Origin of the sequence: Bradyrhizobium sp. CCBAU 53351, assembly GCF_015291745.1 — a bacterium.
Lineage (GTDB): Bacteria > Pseudomonadota > Alphaproteobacteria > Rhizobiales > Xanthobacteraceae > Bradyrhizobium.
Map to the genome: position 1 here is coordinate 2110676 of NZ_CP030059.1, position 18811 is coordinate 2129486.

Genomic DNA, 18811 nt, shown 5'->3' on the forward strand with positions numbered 1-18811 from the left:
CGTTCAAGTCAGCCGTCAATGAAGGCGAGCAGGGTGCCGTTGGCTTTGGCTGGCGGCACGCAGATCGCGGGCCCGCTGCGCACGGCAGCCGAACCCAGCGCCTTCGCCGTCGCGGCGAAGTCATCGCTGACGAGCACCAGCGCAGCGCCGCCGCGCTCGGCGAGGCCGGCGAGCGGCACGCCGGGATAACGCTTTCCGAGCTGCTCCAGCGTGAGATAGACGAAGTCGGCGCGATCGCCGCCGGAGGGCACTGTCACGGCGCCGTCGGTCTCGGCCTTCGGCTCGCGGTCGATCAGCCGGCCGAGATGCGCCGCGTCCTGCGCCGGCTCGGGCGTTGCGATCAGAATCTGCTTGATTCGCTTCGCCGCGTTGGCGTGCTTCATCAACTCGGGAATCCACACGGTCTCGCGCGTCTTGTGCTGACAGGCGAAAATGCGCACGCCGCCGGGCGCTTCGGCGGTCGGCCACATGAAGGTGCGGAATTTTGCCGCCGAGACCGTGCCGTCAGGCAGCGTCACCGGCCGCTCGAAATCGGTTGGGCCGATCGGCGTCAGGCCGCGGGCGCGGATCTCCTCCGCGCCGGCGGCGGAATCGACCGCGGTGAAGGCGATGCGCTCGATGCCTTCGCCGCGCTTGTCGAGGAAGGCGCGTGCCGGGGCATTGTGCTCGGTTGCGGCAAGCACGCCGAGTAGCTCCATGTAATCGGGGTCGAACATGATGGTGTAATTGCCGGTGCCCATATGCGCGCTGTGGGTGCCGCGCGGGGAGATTGTGAAGCCGAGCCGCCGGTAGTTCTCGGCGGCCTTGTCGAGGTCCTTCACCATGACGACGGCGTGGTCGATACCGATGACGTTCTTGAGGGCCACTGTTCTTCCTCGATTGCAAACTGAAGTGAGCCGCGCCGGCGGCCGCTGGTTCTGTCTACGCCGGATAGGCCGTCAAGTCATTTTCAATTCAGTGCGAGATGCGGAATTTCATTTCACGAAATGATTGGCGCGACGGCGTCAAGGGCGCTGCTCGAGATAGGCAGCAAGGACGGCGCGCTCCTGGCTGGTCATTTCGGTGACGTTGCCCGGCGGCATCGCGCTGGACCAGGCCGCGACACGGCCGATCAGGCGGATGTTGCGATGGATGTGCGCGGGCGTATCGAGCACAATGCCCTTCGGTGCGGTCACGATCCCGGCCCAGACCGGCTCGGCCGCGTGGCACATGCTGCACCGGGACATCACGATCTCCTCGACAGCGGCGAGGCTCGGCTGCGCCGGCAGCGCGGCCGTCTTCGCCTCGCGCGGGCCGGCGGCGGAGAGGAAGAGGATCGCAATCACCCCGATGGCCGCCACGCCCCACACCCACCATGGCGACTTTCGCCCGGCATGCCGCTCGTTGAAGAAATGACGGATCACTGGGCCGAGCGCCAGGATGATCGCGACGATGATCCAGTTGAAGCGGGTGGCGTAGAGCAGGGGATAGTGGTTGCTGATCATCAGCACGACGACGGGGAGCGTCAGATAATTGTTGTGAAGCGAGCGCTCCTTGCTGGCCTTGCCGAGCTTCGGATCGGGCGCCTGTCCCGCGATCAGGCTGGCGACGATCTTCTTCTGGTTCGGGATGATCAGCGCGAAGACGTTGGCGACCATGATGGTGCCGATGATCGCGCCGATCTGGTTGAAGGCGCCACGGCCGCTCAGCACATGGGTGAAGGCGTAGGTCAGCGCGACCAGGAACAGATAGCCGCCGATAGTGAAGGGCAATTCGCGCTGCGCAAGCCCGCTCCGACAGGCACCTTCATAGAGCAGCCACGCCAGCGCGAGGCTGAAGAGGCTGAACAGGCCGGCCTGGAACGGCGTGAGATCGAGGATCGACTTGTCGACCAGGAACAGATCGGCCTCGAGATAATACACCACCACCATCAGCGCGAAGCCGGACAGCCAGGTGGTGTAGGCCTCCCATTTGAACCAGGTCAGCTCGTCCGGCATCTGGCTGGGCGCGACCAGATATTTCATGATCCGGTAGAAGCCGCCGCCGTGGACCTGCCAGGCCTCGCCCTGGACGCCATTCGGCAGGTCGCTGTTGGGCCTGAGGCTGAGGTCGAGGGCGATGAAATAGAAGGAACTGCCGATCCAGGCGATCGCAGCGACCACGTGCAGCCAGCGGAGCAGCAGGCTCGCCCATTCCGATATGATGGATCCCCACATGATCATCCCGTCGATTGCGACAGCGATGCCGCAGCTTTGATGACCGCAACCCCCGCTTGACCAATGTGTCGCACCTATCCGCGGGGTTTTCCAGTACGATGGCCGGCGGCTGATGCACATCGTGCATGCACCAGCTGACGTGTGATGCGGCAGAGCTTTGATAGGCTGCGATGGTGTCGATCATCGAGATTGCAGGCCGGGAGGACAAATTGAAGAGCAGAATCTTGTCCGCCGCGATATCCGCAGGGCTGCTGTTTGCGACTGGCGCGCGGGCCGATCCGGTGCTGCAGGGCAAGGAGGCCTACGGCGATTGGCAGGCCGACAAGCCCGGTACGATCAGGCTGATCCGGTCGCAGGATCTGGTCAAGCCCGGCGCGACACGGTCGGTTGCGAGCTCGTCGCGGGTGGTGCCGCGACCGCCGGAGGTCGCGCTTCAGGTGCCGGCTGGATTCAAGATCGAGCTGTTCGCCGAAGGCCTGCGCGCGCCGCGCATCATAAGGGTCGCGCCGAACGGCGATGTCTTCGTCGCGGAGACGCGGGCCGGCGCCATCCGCGTGTTGCGGGCCGGGGAGGGCGGCAAGGCCGCGACCAACGAAATGTTTGCCAGCGGCTTGCGGCAGCCTTTTGGCATCGCCTTCTTCCCGAACGGCGACAATCCGCAATGGGTCTATGTCGCCAACACCGACAGCGTCGTCCGCTTTCCCTATCAGGCCGGCGATCTCAAGGCGCGCGGCAAAGCGGAGACGATCGTGGCAAGCTTGCCGCATGACGGCGGCCATTCCACACGCGACATCGTCTTCACGCCCGACAATAAGCGCATGCTGGTGTCGGTCGGCTCGCTCAGCAATGTCGCGGAGGGCTTGGGCACGCCGCCGGGCGGACTGGAAGCCTGGTCGAAAGCGCAACCGCTCGGCGCGGCCTGGGCCAGCGAGACGGAGCGCGCCGCCGTGCTGGCCTTCACGCCCGACGGCAAGGAGCGGAAGATCTACGCCACCGGCATCCGCAATTGCGTGGGCCTTGCCATCCAGCCACAGACCGGGCTGCCCTGGTGCTCGACCAACGAGCGCGACGGCCTCGGTGACGATCTCGTGCCCGACTACGTCACCAGCATGAAGGAAGGCGCGTTCTATGGCTGGCCGTGGTTCTACATCGGCAACAATGAAGATCCGCGCCATGCCGGCGCGCGGCCGGATCTCAAGGACAAGGTGACGGTGCCTGATGTGCTGATCCAGCCGCATTCGGCTTCGCTCGGCATGACCTTCTACCAGGGCACGCAGTTTCCGTCCGAGTATCAGGGCGATGCCTTTGCCGCCGAGCACGGCTCGTGGAACAGGTCGAAGCGCACCGGCTACAAGGTGGTCCGCATCCGCATGAAGGACGGCAAGCCGACGGGGGAGTATGAGGATTTCGTCACGGGCTTCGTGGTGAGCGACATCGAAGTTTGGGGAAGGCCGGTGGGAGTTGCCGTGACGAAGGATGGATCGCTATTGATGTCGGAGGACGGCAACGGCACGATCTGGCGGGTGACAAGCGCGCGGCAGTGACGGTGCACCCTCTCCCCTTGTGGGAGAGGGTGGCTCGCGGCGAGACGGGTGAGGGGTTCTCTCCGCGAGTCCAACTTTCATTTCGGCGCGTGGAAAGAACCCCTCATCCGGCGCTTCGCGCCACCTTCTCCCACAGAGGGAAGAAGGAAGAGGAGGACCTACCCCCGTCTTACACTGGCCCCGCCATCCACCGGCAGCGTCACGCCGGTGATGAAGTTCGCCTCGTCCGACGCGAGGAACAGCGCGGCGTTGGCGACGTCCCAGCCCGTGCCCATCTTCCTGCGTAGCGGCACCTTGCTGTCGCGTTCGGCTTCGACCTCGGCGCGGGTCTTGTGCCATTCGCGGGCGCGGGTATCGACGGCCATGGGTGTGTTCATCAGGCCGGGCAGGATGACGTTGGCGCGGATGCCATATTCGGCGTTCTGGTAGGCGAGCTGTTCGGTGAAGGCGATCATCGCCGACTTCGTCGCCTTGTAGGCGACGTAAGGATAGGTCGTGATCGCCGCCATCGAGGAGATGTTGATGATGGCGCCGCTGCCTTGCGCGCGCATGATCGGTATCACCTCTTTCGCGGCGAGAATGCAGCTCTTCAGATTGATGGCGACAACGCGGTCGAACGCCTCTTCGGTCAGTTGCAGCAATTCGGCATCGCCGCCCGACAGGCTGACGCCGACATTGTTGTGCAGCACGTCGATCCGGTCCCAGCGCGACTGCGCGTTCTTGACCATCGCCTCGATGTCGGCCGACTTCGTCACGTCGGCCTTGAAGGCCGCGGCGGTGCCGCCTTTGGCGGCGATCATCGCAACGGTTTCCTGCGCGGACTCCAGATGATGGTCGACGCACAACACCTTCGCGCCCTCCCGCGCAAAGGTCAGCGCGGTGGCGCGGCCGTTGCCCATGCCTTCGCCCGGGCTTTGTCCGGCTCCGACCACGATGGCGACCTTGTCCTTGAGGCGCATGACGCTTTCTCCCTGCTTTTTCATCACGATAGCACGGACGATGCGCGGCAGAAGACCGATCGTGCCGCACGCCGTCCCGCCGGGTGCGCATGGCTGTATCGCGACGGCGAAGGCGCATGCGGGCCAGCAGCTTTCCGTTGTGTGGGAACCGACCTCACGCGATCGCGTTTGTTGCGGAGCCTGTCCCGCGCTAGGCTCTGTCCCGGGGCTTCCCAACCGCCAGTGGCTTGCCGATGAATCTGCTCGATCCGCAAGGGCCCGTGGCTGCGGCCAACAGAACCATCCTGGTCGATTCCGTCTTCATCATGCTGGTGATCGTGGTGCCGACCATTGTCGCGATCCTGGCCTTTGCGTTCTGGTTTCGCGCCTCCAACACCAAGGCGCGCTACCAGCCCGACTTCGTCTATTCCGGCCGCGTCGAGATGGTGGTGTGGTCGATCCCGGCGCTGACAGTGATCCTGCTCGGCGGCGTCGCCTGGATTGGCTCGCACCAGCTCGATCCCGCGGCACCGGTGCCGGGCACGGGCAGTCCGGTGCGCATCCAGGCCGTCTCGCTCGACTGGAAATGGCTGTTCATCTATCCCGACCAGCGCATTGCCACCGTCAACACGCTGACGGTGCCGGCCGGCGCTGAGCTGAATTTCCAGCTGACCTCGTCGAGCGTGATGAACACGTTCTTCATCCCGCAGCTCGGCAGCATGATCTACACCATGAACGGCATGGTGACGAAGCTGAACCTGCGCGCCGACAACGAAGGCAAGCTGCAAGGGCTGTCGGCGCATTTTTCCGGCGACGGCTTTCCCGACATGATGTTCGACGTCAACGTGGTATCGCCGCTGGCTTTTCCCGAGTGGGTGGCGGGCACGGCGAAGACCGACGCGGTGCTGAACGAGGACAGCTACAGGAAGCTGATGCAGCAGGGCATCGAAAAGGGCAGGCCGGCCTACCGCCTCGAAGATCCGCGCCTGTTCGACCTGATCGCGACCCAGCACATTCCGCCGGGACCGGGGCCGGAGCTGATCTCCGAGGCCGGCCGTCCGCACAGTGGAGGCGTTGATGCTCGGTAAGCTCGACTGGTCCGCTATCCCGTTCGATCAGCCAATTCCGCTCGTCGCAGGCGCGATCGTGCTGGTCGCGATCCTCGGCGTGCTGGCCTGGGTCGTGGTGAAGGGGCATCTGCCATACCTCTGGCACGAATGGATCACCAGCGTCGATCACAAGCGGATCGGCGTGATGTACATTCTGCTGGCCTCGGTGATGCTGCTGCGCGGCGGCAGCGACGCCATCATGATGCGGATCCAGCAGGCGGTCGCCTATCAGTCGCAGGGCTACTTGCCGCCGGAGCATTACAACCAGATCTTCTCGGCCCACGGCACCATCATGATCTTTTTCGTGGCGATGCCGTTCGTGATCGGATTGATGAATCTCGTCGTGCCCCTCCAGCTCGGCGTGCGCGACGTCGCGTTCCCGACGCTCAATTCGGTCGGCTTCTGGCTGACCGCGACCGGCGCGTTGCTGGTCAACATGTCGCTCGTGATCGGTGAGTTCGCGCGCACCGGCTGGCTCGCCTTTCCGCCGCTGTCGGAATTGTCTTATTCACCGGGCGTCGGCGTCGATTATTACGCCTGGTCGCTGCAGATCTCCGGCGTCGGCACGCTGGTCGCCGGCATCAACCTCGTCACGACAGTGCTGAAGCTGCGCACCAAGGGCATGAACTATCTGCGCATGCCGATGTTCTGCTGGACCACGCTCGCTTCGAACCTCCTCATCGTCGCGGCCTTTCCGATCCTCACGGCGACGCTCGCGATGCTGCTGCTCGACCGTTACCTCGGCTTCCACTTTTTCACCAACGAAGCCGGCGGCAACGTCATGATGTTCATGAATTTGATCTGGGCCTGGGGACATCCCGAGGTCTACATCCTGGTGCTGCCCGCGTTCGGCATCTTCTCCGAGGTGGTCTCGACCTTCTCCGGCAAGGCGCTGTTCGGCTATCGTTCCATGGTGCTCGCGACCATGGCGATCTGCGTCATCTCCTTCATGGTCTGGCTGCACCATTTCTTCACGATGGGGGCGGGTCCCGACGTCAACGCCATCTTCGGCATCGCCAGCATGATCATCGCGATCCCGACGGGGGTGAAGATCTACAATTGGCTGTTCACGATGTATGGCGGCCGCATCCGTTTCGCGACACCGATGCTGTGGTCGGTCGGCTTCATGGTCACCTTCATCATCGGCGGATTGACGGGCGTCCTGCTGGCGGTGCCCCCGGCCGATTTCGTGCTTCACAACAGCATGTTCCTGGTGGCGCACTTCCACAACGTCATCATCGGTGGCGTGCTGTTCGGGGCCTTCGCCGGCTTCGAATACTGGTTTCCGAAGGCGTTCGGTTTCCGCCTCGACGAGCGCTGGGGCAAGGCTGCGTTCTGGTTCACCTTCGTCGGCTTCTTCGTCACCTTCATGCCGCTTTACATCGTAGGCATGCTCGGCATGACCAGACGAATGCAGCATTACGACGTCGCGGCGTGGCGGCCCTGGATGATCGTTGCTGCAATCGGCATGGCGGTGCTGACGATCGGCGTGATCTGCCAGATCGTGCAGCTCGTGGTCAGCATCCGCAATCGCGAGGCGCTGCGCGACCGGACCGGCGATCCCTGGGACGGCCGCTCGCTGGAATGGGCGACCTCGTCGCCGCCGCCGGTGTTCAATTTCGCCTTCAATCCCGACGTGCGCGGCGAAGACGCCTATTGGGACATGAAAGCCCGCGCGCAGCAGCAATCGCTCGAGCATGACAAGCGCGAATATCGCGACATCGAAATGCCCCGGAATTCCCCAACCGGCTTTGTCTGCGCGTTCTTCGCCACTATCATGGGGTTTGCGCTGATCTGGCACATCTGGTGGATGGTGATCCTGGGAGGCCTCGGCGCATGGGCGACCTTCGTGGTGTTCGCCTGGCGGGACCATGACGAATACGTCATTCCGGCCGAGGAAGTCGCTGCGGTCGACCGCGTCAATCTCGAGGAGCGGCGCAGCCTCGTCAGCATGGCGGGGACGGTCTGATGGCGATGATCGCGACCGCCGGCCACGCGCAGGCCGATCCCCATCACATCGGTGTGGTGATCGAGCATCCCGGTCCTGCGCCGAAGCGGATCGTGACCGCCTACGGCTTCTGGATCTTCCTGCTCTCGGACATCGTGATGTTCTCCTGCTTCTTCGCGGCCTATGCGGTGCTGGCTGGCCAGACCGCCGGCGGCCCCAAGGGCTCGGAGATTTTCGAGCAGAGGAACGTCGCGATCGAGACGGTCTGCCTGCTGCTGTCGAGCTTCACCTGCGGCATGGCCAGCATCGCGGCCGATATGCGCAACCGGTTCTGGTTCTATCTCGGCATGAGCGTGACCTGCGCGCTCGGGCTGATCTTCCTCGCCATCGAGTTCCGCGAATTCGCCGACCTCGTCGCGCGCGGCTTCGGTCCGTCGCGCAGCGCGTTCCTGACCGCGTTCTTCTCGCTGGTCGGCTGCCACGGCCTGCACGTCTCCGCCGGCGTCTTGTGGCTGCTCACCATGATGGCCCAGGTCTTCGCAAAAGGCTTTCGCGCCGATGTCCTGCGCCGGGTGATGTGCTTTGCGTTGTTCTGGCACGCGCTCGATATCGTCTGGGTCGGGGTGTTCTCGGTCGTCTATTTGCTCGGGAGTGGCGCATGAGCGATCAATCGCACATCGGACACGACCTCGCGCCGGGTGAGGAAGAGCAACACAGTGTCGGGACCCGAATCCTCGGTTACGTCATCGGGCTCGTACTTGCGCTGCTGCTCACGGCGACATCGTTCTTCATCGCGGGCACTGATCTGGTCTGGCAGCCCTCGATTCCCGTTGCGCTCATCGTGCTGGCGATCGCGCAGATGGGCGTGCATCTGGTGTTCTTCCTGCACATCACGACCGGCCCCGACAACACCAACAACGTGCTGGCGCTGGCCTTCGGATTGCTGGTGGTCTTCCTCGTGGTCGGGGGCACGGTCTGGATCATGGCGCATCTGAACGCCAACATGCCGCCGATGGACCAGATCATGATGCGGCACTAGCGCGCGAGGACGTAAGGCCGCCCAAAAAGAAGAGCCGCTTGTTGTGACAAGCGGCCCAAGTCTAGGGAGGAAACGCCCAAGCAAAGACAATCCAATGAGGATCGTCCGCCAAGGAAACGCATGCGCAAGCGCTTGCGTATGTTCATAAGTGCAGCAACTCGCGAAGGAGTTCAATTCCGGATCAATACGGTCCCGGACTACCACTCACGGATGCGTGAGCGGGTTTGTTCACTTCGGCCGGCGGCAATTATAGGCCTTGCGGAAGCCGGCCGCCTGGGCGTCGTCCTCCGAGCAGAACCAGCGGTCCGGTTTGGTGGTCGCCGGGTAGCTCGGGCAACCCCGCAAATGATAGATGCCGATATTGCCGGTAACGCGCGCGCGCACCGCAAGCTTGCCCTTGATGCTGCAGCTCGGCGGCATCGTCAGCTCCTCCGGGAACAGCGCGGCGCGAATCTCCTTGTCGCGGTCCTGGCGGCAGGCCGCGCCCAGCAGTGCGCCGTCCTTCTTGCCGGCGCGGAAGTCTTGCGGTGCAACAAAGCAGCCTTTCCAGATTCCGGCCGAGGCCGTCCTGGCTTCGCCTGCCGCCGGCTTGACGTTCGCCTTGATCGGCTCCCGCGCGATGGCAAAGCCGAGCTTGATCAGATGCTCGTTCAGCGTCGACTTGTCGCCCTCGGCCGTGCAGATCGCCCGGTGCCGCTTGCCGAAGCTTTTCTCCGGCCCGACATCGTCACAGCGCACGGGCCGCTTGTTGATCAGCTTGGCCAGCTGGTCCCGCGCATCGATGCCGCAGGTCCAGGGATCGGCATGATCGTCGATGCAGACCTGGTCCAACTCGGGCGCGTCGACGCCGTCGAGCCGGTAGGTGACGTCGCCGAGCTGGATCGAGTTGCCGTCGCGCACCGTCGCGGCGGCGGTCAGCGCGGAGGCCGGCTGGGACGACGCCAGGAATCCGGACAAGGCGAAGAAACAAAGAAGCGCAAACGCGCGGGCGGCGGCAAAGACATTTCGGAAGGACATAAGGTCTCGCTATCGATGGCTCGGACCGCCTGTTCCTAGCATCCAGATGTGGCGATACCAATGGTCTGCGCCCTGCGAAGTGCGACATTCCGGCCTCGCGGCTTTACTCCCCGGCCGCTCTGATCCTATCGTTCGCGGAGCTTGCGAACCGTGCAGGCCGAATCGCCCGGTAAGCGGCGAGGGCGGGAGGACAAGGTTGCGATGAAAGACCCCGTGGACGTCCTGATCATCGGCGCCGGCGCTTCGGGCGCGGCGGTGGCGTGGTCGCTGGCCGAGACCAAGATGCACATTCTCTGCCTGGAGCAGGGCGGCTGGATGAACCCGGCTGAATATCCGAGCACGGGCCGGGACTGGGAGGCCAAATTCTACGGCGAATGGTCGTCGAGCCCGAACGTGCGTGGCCGGCCCGAGGACTATCCCATCAACGACGACAATTCGCCCATCAAGGTCGTCAACTACAATGCGGTTGGCGGTTCGACCGTGATGTACACCGCGCATTGGCCGCGGCTGCATCCCTCCGATTTCAAGGTGAAGACGCTGGACGGCGTCGCCGACGACTGGCCGATCGACTACGACGCCCTGACCCCGTTCTTCGAGGAGAACGATCGCATGATGGGCACGTCAGGCCTCTCGGGCGATCCGCTCTCGCCGCTGACGCATCCGCCGATGCCGCCACAGCCGATGGGATTGTCCGGCGCCATCATCGGCAAGACCATGAACCAGCTCGGCTGGCACTGGTGGCCGTCGGACACGACGGTCGCGACGATGGACTATGAGGGGCGGGCGCGTTGTATCAATCTCGGCCATTGCACGCCGGCCTGCGCGCAAGGCGCGAAGTCGTCCACCGACATCACCTATTGGCCGCATGCGATCCGCGCCGGCGTCGAGTTGCGCACCCATTGCCGGGTGCGCGAGATCACCACCGACGAGAACGGCATGGCCTCGGGCGTGGTCTATTACGACAAGGATGGCGTCGAGCAGTTCCAGCCCGCGCATGTCGTCATCATCGCCTGCAACGGCGTCGGCACGCCCCGCCTGCTGCTCAACTCGAAATCAAACCGCTTCCCGAACGGCCTTGCCAATTCATCCGGCCTCGTCGGCAAGAATCTGATGTTCCATCCCTACGCGCAGATCTACGGCTATGTGAAGGAGCCGACCGATAGCAACCGCGCGCCGCCGACCTGCCTCTGGAGCAAGGAATGGTACGACACCGACCTGTCGCGCGGCTTCGTGCGCGGCTACGGCGTGCAGTTCGTGCGCGGCGCCGGGCCGGTGTTTGAGGCCGTCGTCAGCGAGCAGAAGGGCATTTTGCCGTGGGGCGAGGATCATCACCGCGTTTTCCGCAAGCTCAACGGCCATCGTCTCGGTTTCTCCGCGATCTGCGAGGATTTGCCGGAGGAGCACAACCAGGTCACGCTCGATCCGGTCCTGAAGGACAGCCACGGCATCCCGGCGCCGAAGATCGACTACACGATCAGTGAGAACAGCCGGAAGATGATGGAGCACGCACTCACCCGCGGGCGGGAGGTGCTCGAGGCCGCTGGTGCGACCGATATCTGCATCAACTCGCCGATCCCGTGGGGCGGATGGCATCTGCTCGGCACCGCGCGGATGGGCACCGACCCGGAGCGCTCCGTGGTCAACGAATGGGGCCGCTCGCACGACGTCAAGAACCTCTTCATCGTCGACGGCAGCATCTTCGTAACATCGGGCGGGGTGAACCCGACCTCCACCATCCAGGCTCTCGCGCTGTACATTGCCGACCAGATGAAGCAGCGCCTGACCAATTTGTTCGATTGAGGCCGTCATGTCCGCAGATAATCAACTGACGCCGCGGCAGCGCGATGACCTCCGTATCATCGCCGCGATGATCATTCCCGCCAGCGATGAATACAAGGTGCCCGGCGCCGACGATGCGGCAATCCAGGCCGACATTCTGGCAACGCTCGGCCGTGACACCGGGCTGGTGGCCGCAGCGCTCGATCACCTGGCGCGGCTCGCGGGGATGCCATTTGCCGACCTCGAGCCCACCGCGCGCGACGGCGTCGCGCAGGAGTTCCGTAAGCACGGCGGCGCTGCTGCGGCGACGCTCGTCCGCGTCGTCCTGCAATGCTATTACCGCGACGACCGCGTGCTGCGCTCGCTCGGGCTCGAGCTGCGTGCGCCGTTCCCCAAGGGCTATGTGCTGCCTGACGGTGACTGGTCGCTGCTCGATCCGGTCAAGGCAAGAGGCGGCTCGCTAAGGCGGGCGCCCTAGCCATCTGGGCAGTCCAGCCCTGCGCACCTTGCGCGGCAGGGAACAGGCCACCATCTGTGTGAGCCTTCAAGGACTCTTGCCATGCTGGATTTCACCTCAGATATCGTCGATGACGCACCGTCATCGCGAACGGCGGCGGCTGCTCCGGTCGATGACGGAACGCTGCTGGACGCCTATTCCAATGCCGTGATCGACGTGACCGACCGCGTCGGCCCTGCGGTCGTGCGGGTCGAGACCGGGCCCAAGGTGCCTGATAGACGCGAGCGCGGCGGGCTCGGCTCGGGCATCGTGATCTCGCCTGATGGCCTCGTGCTCACCAACAGCCACGTGGTCGGCACGTCCAAGGAGATCCGGCTGCGCGATGTCGAGGGCCATGTCGGCGAGGCCCAGGTGCTCGGTGTCGATCCCGATACCGACCTTGCGCTGCTGCGCGCCAACGGCGCGCGCCATCTGCCCTATGCCTCGCTCGGCAATTCCAAGAGCTTGCGGCGCGGCCAGCTGGTGATCGCCATCGGCAATCCGCTCGGCTTCGAATCGACCGTCACCGCCGGCGTGGTGTCCGCGCTCGGTCGCTCGATCCGCTCGGTGAGCGGCCGCACCATCGAGGACGTGATCCAGACCGACGCCGCGCTCAATCCCGGCAATTCCGGCGGACCGCTGGTGTCGTCGCATGCCGAGGTGATCGGCATCAACACCGCCATCATCAACGGGGCGCAGGGCATCTGCTTCGCTGTCGCCAGCAACACCGCGCAATTCGTGCTGTCGGAGATCATCCGCCACGGCTATGTCCGCCGCGCCTATATCGGCGTCGCCGGGCAGACCGCGCCGGTGCCGCGGCGGCACGCGGTCGCGGCCGGCGTCGAGAACAAGATGGGCGCGCTTCTGATGCAGATCGAGCCGGATGGACCTGCGGCAAAGGCGGGCCTGCTGCCCGGCGACGTCGTGATCAGGCTCGACGGCGTCGAGATCAACGGCGTCGACGATCTGATCCGCGTGCTCGACCGCGACCGGATCGGCCGGCGGCTCGCCATGGACGTGCTGCGGCTCGGCCGACTGCGGGCGATCGATATCGATCCCGTAGAGCGGAAGCCCGCCCGCTAGCGTCCGACGGGCGAGGCGAGGTATGACTTTGTCATGCCTCGCTTTCGGACACCCGCCGCATGATGCCGACACATGAGACCTACGATGTCATCGTCATCGGCGCCGGTGCCGGTGGCATGACGGCGGCGGCCGTTGCCGCGGCCGAAGGTCTGCACGTGCTGGTGATCGAGAAGACCGCCTTTGTCGGCGGCACCACGGCCTGGTCCGAGGGCATGGTCTGGATCCCCGCCAACGCCAAGATGAAGGAGGCGGGGCTCTCGGACACGATCGCCGATGCCGTCCAATATCTGTCGAGCACGGTGCCTGAAACCGCCAATGCCGGCCTGCGCGCCGCCTTCCTCACGCGCGGGGCCGAGGCGATCGCCTGGCTCGAAGCCAACACGGAAGTTCGTCTCCAGTCGGTGAAGGCCTGTCCGGACTATTATCCGGAACGCCTGGGCGCCACATCAGGCGGCCGCGTGCTGGAGCCGGCTGCGTTCGACGGAACGGGGCTGGGCAGAGCTTTTGCGCGATTGCGGCCACCGCTGCCGGAGTTCACGCTGTTCGGTGGCATGATGGTCAATCGCCCCGATAGTCAGCATTTGCACAGGGTTGGAAGATCGCTGCGCTCGACCATGCGCGCGGCGCGGCTCGTCTCGGCCTATGCACTGCAGCGGCTGCGAAGCCGGCGTGGCACGACGCTGCATCTCGGCAACGCGCTTGCCGCCCAGTTATACGCCTCGCTGCTGGCGCGGCAGGTTGAAGTTCTCTTCAGCGCCGACGTCGAGGCTCTCTCGATGCAGGGTGATCGCGTCAGCGGCGTGGTGATCCGCCATGGCTCCCGCGACCGGCCGATCGCGGCGCGCCGCGGCGTGGTGCTGGCGACCGGCGGCTTTTCGCACGACGCCGTGTTGCGCAAGCGTTATTTTCCGGCGGCGGCTGGATTTGTCTCGGTGGCCCACACCTCCAGCACCGGCGACGGGCTGCGGCTTGCGGCAGCGACAGGTGCGGCGCTCAATACGGACGCGACCAGCCCGGCCCATTGGGTGCCGGCCTCGCTGTTTCGCCGCGCCGACGGCAGCCGCGGCGTGTTCCCGCACACCGTAGCCGACCGCGCCAAGCCGGGGGTGATCGCCGTCAACGCCGCGGGCCGGCGCTTCGTCAACGAGGCGCTGTCGTACCATGAATTCGTGCTCGGCATGCTGCGTGATGGCAATGGCGAGCCGGACCGGCCGTTCCATTTGATCTGCGACCGCGCGTTCCTCTGGACCTATGGCCTTGGCCGCATCAAGCCGTTCACGCGCAGCTATCGGCGTTATGTGGCGAGCGGCGAGTTGATCGAGGCGCCTGATATCGCACAGCTCGCAGGCAAGATCGGCGTCAAGCCCTCCGTGCTCGCGGCGACGCTGGCGAGCTACAACGAAGGGGCAAAGGAGGGCCGTGACCCCGAGTTCGGCCGCGGCAGCACCATCTATCAACGCCACCTCGGCGACATCAGCCACAAGCCCAATCCCTGCGTCGCGCCGATCACGCGGGGGCCGTTCTTCGCGATGCGGATCTATCCGGCCGATCTCGGCACGGCGATCGGCCTGAAGGTAGACGCGCAGGCCCGCGTGCTGCGCGCGGACGGCACGCCGATCGCCGGCCTCTATGCCTGCGGCAACGACATGGGCTCGATCATGAACGGGAATTGTCCGGGGCCGGGGATCACGCTCGGGCCGGCGCTGACGTTCGGGTACATCGCTGGGCGGCATCTGGCGGAGGGGGCGATGACGTTTGCGACAACGCCCGCCGTCGCCACGACTTCAGTCTAGCCATCCCCACCGCTGTCATGCCTCGCGAAAGCGGGGCATCCAGTACGCCGCGGCCTATCGGTCAAATCACAACCGTCTCGGAGTACTGGATCGCCCGCCTTCGCGGGCGATGACACTGAGTGTGTGACGAGCGCGTCCTACGACCCCCGTCATTGCGAGCGCAGCGAAGCAATCCAGGAATCTCTCCGCGGAGGCAGTCTGGATTGCTTCGTCGCAAGGGCTCCTCGCAATGACGCGGAGGGAGCGCGGGCTCTGAAGGTTACTCCGCCGCCGCGGCAAAGCGGCTGTTCTCCAGCTCCGCTTCCAGGCGCGCCGTCTCGGCCGCCGCCAGTTTGACGTTGGCTTCCTTGACGTGGCCAAAGCCGCGGATCGTCTCGGGCACGCGCGAAAGCCGCGTCAGCAGCGGGATCTGCCCGGCCTTCAGCCCGACGATCCGCCGGTCGATCATCGCCAGATAATCTTCGACCAGCTTGCGCTCGGTCCGGCGCTCGTCGGTGCGGCCGAACGGATCGAACGCGCTGCCGCGCAGGAATTTCAGGCTGGCGAGAACGCGGAAGGCGTGGAGCATCCAGCCGCCGAACTCCTGCTTCTGAAGCCGGCCCGTCACCTTGTCGCGCTTGGCAAAGATCGGCGGTGCGAGATGGTATTTCAGCGTGAAATCGCCATCGAACTTTTCCGACACCTTCTTCGCGAAGCTGCCGTCGGTGTAGAGCCGCGCGACCTCGTACTCGTCCTTGTAGGACATCAGCTTGAACAGGTTCTTGGCGACCGCCTCGGTCAGCTCCGTGGACGCCGGCGAGGCGGCATTCTCAGCCTTGCGCACCCTGGCGACCTCAGCGAGATAGCGGTCGGCATAGGCCTTGTCCTGATAGGAGGTCAGGAATTCGGCGCGCGTCGCGATGATGTCGTCGAGCGACTTGGTCGGCGCGGCGGCGCGGTTCTTGAACTGCAGCACGCTGCGCACCCGCGACATGTCATGGGCTGCGAGACGGCCCCAGGTGAAGGCGAGCTTGTTCATCTCGATCGCGGCGCCATTGATCTCGATGGCGCGCAGCAGGGCCTCCAACGACAGCGGGATCGCGCCCTTCTGGAAGGCGAAGCCGAGCATGAAGGGGTTGGTCGCGATGCTGTCGCCCATCAGCGCCGCGGCGATGCCTGTCGCATCGATGATGTCGAGGTTCGTGTCGCCGACGGCGTCACGCAGCACGGTCTGCATCGTGCCCATCTCGAAATCGAGGTCGGGGTTTTGCACGAAGCTCGCGGTCGGCTGCAGATCGGCGTTGACAAAGGCCTTGGTCACGCCGCGTTCGGCGCGGCTGAGCGCGGCGGGACCTGCCGAGACGATCATGTCGCAGCCGAGGATGACGTCGGCACCGCCCGTGGTGATGCGGACTGCCGAAATATCTTCCGGCTTCGGGGCGATGCGAACATGGCTCATCACCGCGCCGTTCTTCTGCGACAGGCCCGTGAAATCGAGCGCCGAGCAGCCGCGGCCATCGACATGGGCGGCCATGCCGAGCACTGCGCCGATGGTGATGACGCCGGTGCCGCCGATGCCGGTGACGAGGATGTTGTAGGGGCCGTCGAGCTCGCGCGCCGGCGGCAGCGGCAAATCGGCGAACAGCTGGCCGGAATCCACCGCCGACGTCTTCATGCGCTTCAGGCTGCCGCCATGCACGGTCACGAAGCTGGGGCAAAAGCCTTCGACGCAGGAGAAGTCCTTGTTGCAATTCGACTGGTCGATCTGGCGCTTGCGGCCGAACTCGGTCTCCAGCGGTTGCACCGAGACGCAGTTGGAGGCCTGCGAGCAATCGCCGCAGCCTTCGCAGACCAGTTCGTTGATGAAGGCGCGTTTGGCAGGATCCGGATAGAGCCCGCGCTTGCGGCGGCGGCGCTTCTCGGCGGCGCAGGTCTGGTCGTAGATCAGGACCGTGAGGCCCTTGATGTCGCGCAGCTCGCGCTGCACGGCATCGAGCTCGCGGCGATGATGGATGGTCGCGCCTTGCGGGAAGTAATTGCCTTGCGGATACTTGGCGGGATCGTCGGAGACGATCGCGAGCCGCTTGACGCCTTCGGCCCAGACCTGGTGTGCGATCTGCGCGACATTGAAGGCGCCTTCCGCCGGCTGACCGCCGGTCATGGCAACGGCGTCGTTGTAGAGGATCTTGTAGGTGATGTTGATGCCGGCGGCCGATGCCGCGCGCAACGCCAGCAAGCCCGAATGGGTGTAGGTGCCGTCGCCCAGGTTCTGGAAGATGTGCGTCTCGCTGGTGAAGGGCGACTGGCCGATCCAGTTCACGCCCTCGGCGCCCATATGCGAGATCAGATCGGTGCGGCGGGTCGGCATGCTCAGCGCCATGCCGTGGCAGCCGATGCCGGCCATGGCGCGGCTGCCTTCGGGCACGCGCGTCGAGGTGTTGTGCGGGCAGCCCGAGCAGAAGAACGGCGTGCGGGCGAGCTTGATCTGCGTGCTTGCGGCGACCGGATTGTCGAAGGCCTCGAGCCGGGCAAGGCGCTGCTCCAGCACCGGGCTGTGATGGCCGAGCTTGCGCAGGCGCGCCACCAATGCGCCCGCGACGATGGTCGGCGTCAGCTCGCCCTCACTCGGCAGCAGCGGCGCGCCGCGCTCGTCGCGCTTGCCTGTGACGGTCGGGCGCTTTGAGGCGTCGATATTGTAGAGTATTCGCATCAGCTGGTCTTCGATGAAGCCGCGCTTCTCCTCGACCACGAGCACGTCCTGCAGGCCTTCCGCAAAACGCTTGGCGCCGCTTTCCTCCAAGGGCCAGGTCAGCGCGACCTTGTAGATGCGAAGGCCGAGATCCTGCGCGTCCTTGTCGGTGATGCCCAAATCGGCCAGCGCCTGCCGCAGATCGAGATAGGCCTTGCCGGTCGCGACGATACCGAGCCGCGCGGGTTTGGAATCGAGCACGATGCGGTCGAGCTGGTTGGCGCGGGCAAAGGCCTGCACGGCCGCCATCTTCGGCCCGAACAGGCGCTTCTCCGCTTCGAGCGGCGGATCGGGCCAGCGGATGTTGAGGCCGCCGGGCGGCATTTCGAAATCATCAGGAAGGACAATTTTGATACGCTCGGGATCGCTGTCGATCGACGCAGAGCTCTCGACGGTCTCGCTGATCGCCTTGAAGCCAACCCAGCAGCCGGAGAAGCGCGACAGCGCAAAACCGTACAGGCCGAGATCGAGATAGTCCTGCAGCGTTGCGGGATTGATCACGGGGATCATTGCCGCCGCGAACACCTGCTCGCTCTGATGCGCCAGCGTCGAGGACTGGCAGCCATGGTCGTCACCGGCGAGCGCGAGCACGCCGCCGTTGAGCGCGGTGCCGGCCGCATTGGCGTGCTTGAGCGCATCGACCGAGCGGTCCACACCCGGGCCTTTGCCGTACCAGATGCCGAACACGCCATCGACCTTGGCGCCGGGAAACAGGCCGACCTGCTGGCTGCCCCAGACCGCGGTTGCCGCCAGGTCCTCGTTCAGTCCGGGGACGAAGGCGATGTCGTGCTGCTGGAGATGCGACTTCGCGCGCCACAGCGCGTGGTCGTACATGCCGAGCGGGGAGCCGCGATAGCCGGAGACGAAGCCGCCAGTGCTCAGCCCCTGGAGCCGGTCGCGTTCGCGCTGCAGCATGGGCAGGCGGACCAGGGCCTGTGTGCCGGACAGGAAGATCCGCTTCGATTCGAGCCGGTATTTGTCGTCCAGCTCGACCTGCAACAGCGTCATTTCAAGGTCCTTGTTGTCCTGGTCCGGGAGGGATTTTGCGCCGCGGGAGGCTTGCGGCTTTGCGAAGCGGAAGATACCCAGTCAAGAGCATGGGCCGGCGAAGTCAATATCGCTGGCCGCATCCGTGGCGCTCC

General features: G+C 65.1%; 14 protein-coding genes. 9 read left to right on the top strand and 5 right to left on the bottom strand.

Annotated features, from left to right (window positions below):
- Positions 1-8: 8 nt before the first annotated feature.
- Entirely contained in the window at positions 9-866 is an 858-nt protein-coding gene (locus XH83_RS10005) for a VOC family protein (protein ID WP_194406831.1), read from the bottom strand.
- Positions 867-1004: 138 nt separating this feature from the next.
- Entirely contained in the window at positions 1005-2195 is a 1191-nt protein-coding gene (locus XH83_RS10010) for a urate hydroxylase PuuD (protein WP_194406832.1), read from the bottom strand.
- 209 nt (positions 2196-2404) lie between these two features.
- Between XH83_RS10010 and XH83_RS10015 the strand changes: the two genes are divergently transcribed.
- Entirely contained in the window at positions 2405-3739 is a 1335-nt protein-coding gene (locus XH83_RS10015) for a sorbosone dehydrogenase family protein (protein WP_194406833.1), read from the top strand.
- Between the two features lie 158 nt (positions 3740-3897).
- Here XH83_RS10015 and XH83_RS10020 read toward each other — a convergent pair whose 3' ends face one another.
- On the bottom strand, positions 3898-4698 hold the full coding sequence (locus XH83_RS10020) for an SDR family NAD(P)-dependent oxidoreductase (RefSeq protein ID WP_194406834.1): 801 nt from the start codon (positions 4696-4698) through the stop codon (positions 3898-3900).
- A 233-nt stretch (positions 4699-4931) separates the two neighbouring features.
- On the opposite strand from XH83_RS10020, the gene XH83_RS10025 reads away from it, so the two are divergent.
- The 4 genes from XH83_RS10025 to cyoD are packed head-to-tail and all read left to right on the top strand — an operon-like array spanning position 4932 to position 8773.
- The gene (locus XH83_RS10025) at positions 4932-5765 is read left to right on the top strand and encodes a cytochrome ubiquinol oxidase subunit II (protein WP_194406835.1); all 834 of its coding nucleotides are present in this window, start codon (positions 4932-4934) and stop codon (positions 5763-5765) included.
- Positions 5755-7755 (top strand): cytochrome o ubiquinol oxidase subunit I, encoded by a 2001-nt coding sequence (gene cyoB, locus XH83_RS10030; RefSeq protein WP_194406836.1) that lies wholly within the window; start codon positions 5755-5757, stop codon positions 7753-7755. Before XH83_RS10025 ends, cyoB begins: the two co-directional genes overlap by 11 nt.
- Positions 7755-8396: a cytochrome (ubi)quinol oxidase subunit III gene (locus XH83_RS10035; RefSeq protein WP_194406837.1), complete on the top strand. Its 642-nt coding sequence runs from the start codon at positions 7755-7757 to the stop codon at positions 8394-8396. Before cyoB ends, XH83_RS10035 begins: the two co-directional genes overlap by 1 nt.
- The gene (gene cyoD, locus XH83_RS10040) at positions 8393-8773 is read left to right on the top strand and encodes a cytochrome o ubiquinol oxidase subunit IV (RefSeq protein ID WP_194406838.1); all 381 of its coding nucleotides are present in this window, start codon (positions 8393-8395) and stop codon (positions 8771-8773) included. The genes XH83_RS10035 and cyoD overlap by 4 nt, the downstream gene beginning before the upstream one ends.
- A 228-nt stretch (positions 8774-9001) precedes the next feature.
- Here the strand turns inward: cyoD and XH83_RS10045 are convergent, their stop codons facing one another.
- Positions 9002-9790: a thermonuclease family protein gene (locus XH83_RS10045; protein WP_194406839.1), complete on the bottom strand. Its 789-nt coding sequence runs from the start codon at positions 9788-9790 to the stop codon at positions 9002-9004.
- A gap of 201 nt (positions 9791-9991) precedes the next feature.
- On the opposite strand from XH83_RS10045, the gene XH83_RS10050 reads away from it, so the two are divergent.
- The 4 genes from XH83_RS10050 to XH83_RS10065 all read left to right on the top strand — a co-directional run bounded on the left by XH83_RS10050 (position 9992) and on the right by XH83_RS10065 (position 14941).
- Positions 9992-11590 (top strand): GMC family oxidoreductase, encoded by a 1599-nt coding sequence (locus XH83_RS10050; protein ID WP_194406840.1) that lies wholly within the window; start codon positions 9992-9994, stop codon positions 11588-11590.
- Between the two features lie 7 nt (positions 11591-11597).
- Positions 11598-12047, top strand: coding sequence for a hypothetical protein (locus tag XH83_RS10055; protein WP_194406841.1), 450 nt, complete (start codon positions 11598-11600; stop codon positions 12045-12047).
- Between the two features lie 81 nt (positions 12048-12128).
- Complete coding sequence (locus tag XH83_RS10060) at positions 12129-13148, top strand: S1C family serine protease (RefSeq protein WP_194406842.1); 1020 nt, start codon at positions 12129-12131, stop codon at positions 13146-13148.
- A gap of 59 nt (positions 13149-13207) precedes the next feature.
- Entirely contained in the window at positions 13208-14941 is a 1734-nt protein-coding gene (locus XH83_RS10065; protein ID WP_194406843.1) for an FAD-dependent oxidoreductase, read from the top strand.
- A 259-nt stretch (positions 14942-15200) separates the two neighbouring features.
- Here XH83_RS10065 and XH83_RS10070 read toward each other — a convergent pair whose 3' ends face one another.
- Positions 15201-18677 carry an indolepyruvate ferredoxin oxidoreductase family protein gene (locus tag XH83_RS10070; RefSeq protein ID WP_194406844.1) on the bottom strand — a complete coding sequence of 1159 codons (3477 nt, stop codon included), beginning with the start codon at positions 18675-18677 and terminating at the stop codon, positions 15201-15203.
- Between the last annotated feature and the right edge of the window lie 134 nt (positions 18678-18811).

Coding starts and splice junctions, on each gene's coding strand:
- XH83_RS10060 (WP_194406842.1), top strand. CDS start 12,129: ATGCTGGATTTCACCTCAGATATCGTCGATGACGCACCGTCATCGCGA.
- cyoB (WP_194406836.1), top strand. CDS start 5,755: ATGCTCGGTAAGCTCGACTGGTCCGCTATCCCGTTCGATCAGCCAATT.
- XH83_RS10025 (WP_194406835.1), top strand. CDS start 4,932: ATGAATCTGCTCGATCCGCAAGGGCCCGTGGCTGCGGCCAACAGAACC.
- XH83_RS10055 (WP_194406841.1), top strand. CDS start 11,598: ATGTCCGCAGATAATCAACTGACGCCGCGGCAGCGCGATGACCTCCGT.
- XH83_RS10010 (WP_194406832.1), bottom strand. CDS start 2,195: ATGTGGGGATCCATCATATCGGAATGGGCGAGCCTGCTGCTCCGCTGG.
- XH83_RS10050 (WP_194406840.1), top strand. CDS start 9,992: ATGAAAGACCCCGTGGACGTCCTGATCATCGGCGCCGGCGCTTCGGGC.
- XH83_RS10035 (WP_194406837.1), top strand. CDS start 7,755: ATGGCGATGATCGCGACCGCCGGCCACGCGCAGGCCGATCCCCATCAC.
- XH83_RS10045 (WP_194406839.1), bottom strand. CDS start 9,790: ATGTCCTTCCGAAATGTCTTTGCCGCCGCCCGCGCGTTTGCGCTTCTT.
- XH83_RS10070 (WP_194406844.1), bottom strand. CDS start 18,677: ATGACGCTGTTGCAGGTCGAGCTGGACGACAAATACCGGCTCGAATCG.
- cyoD (WP_194406838.1), top strand. CDS start 8,393: ATGAGCGATCAATCGCACATCGGACACGACCTCGCGCCGGGTGAGGAA.
- XH83_RS10065 (WP_194406843.1), top strand. CDS start 13,208: ATGATGCCGACACATGAGACCTACGATGTCATCGTCATCGGCGCCGGT.
- XH83_RS10020 (WP_194406834.1), bottom strand. CDS start 4,698: ATGCGCCTCAAGGACAAGGTCGCCATCGTGGTCGGAGCCGGACAAAGC.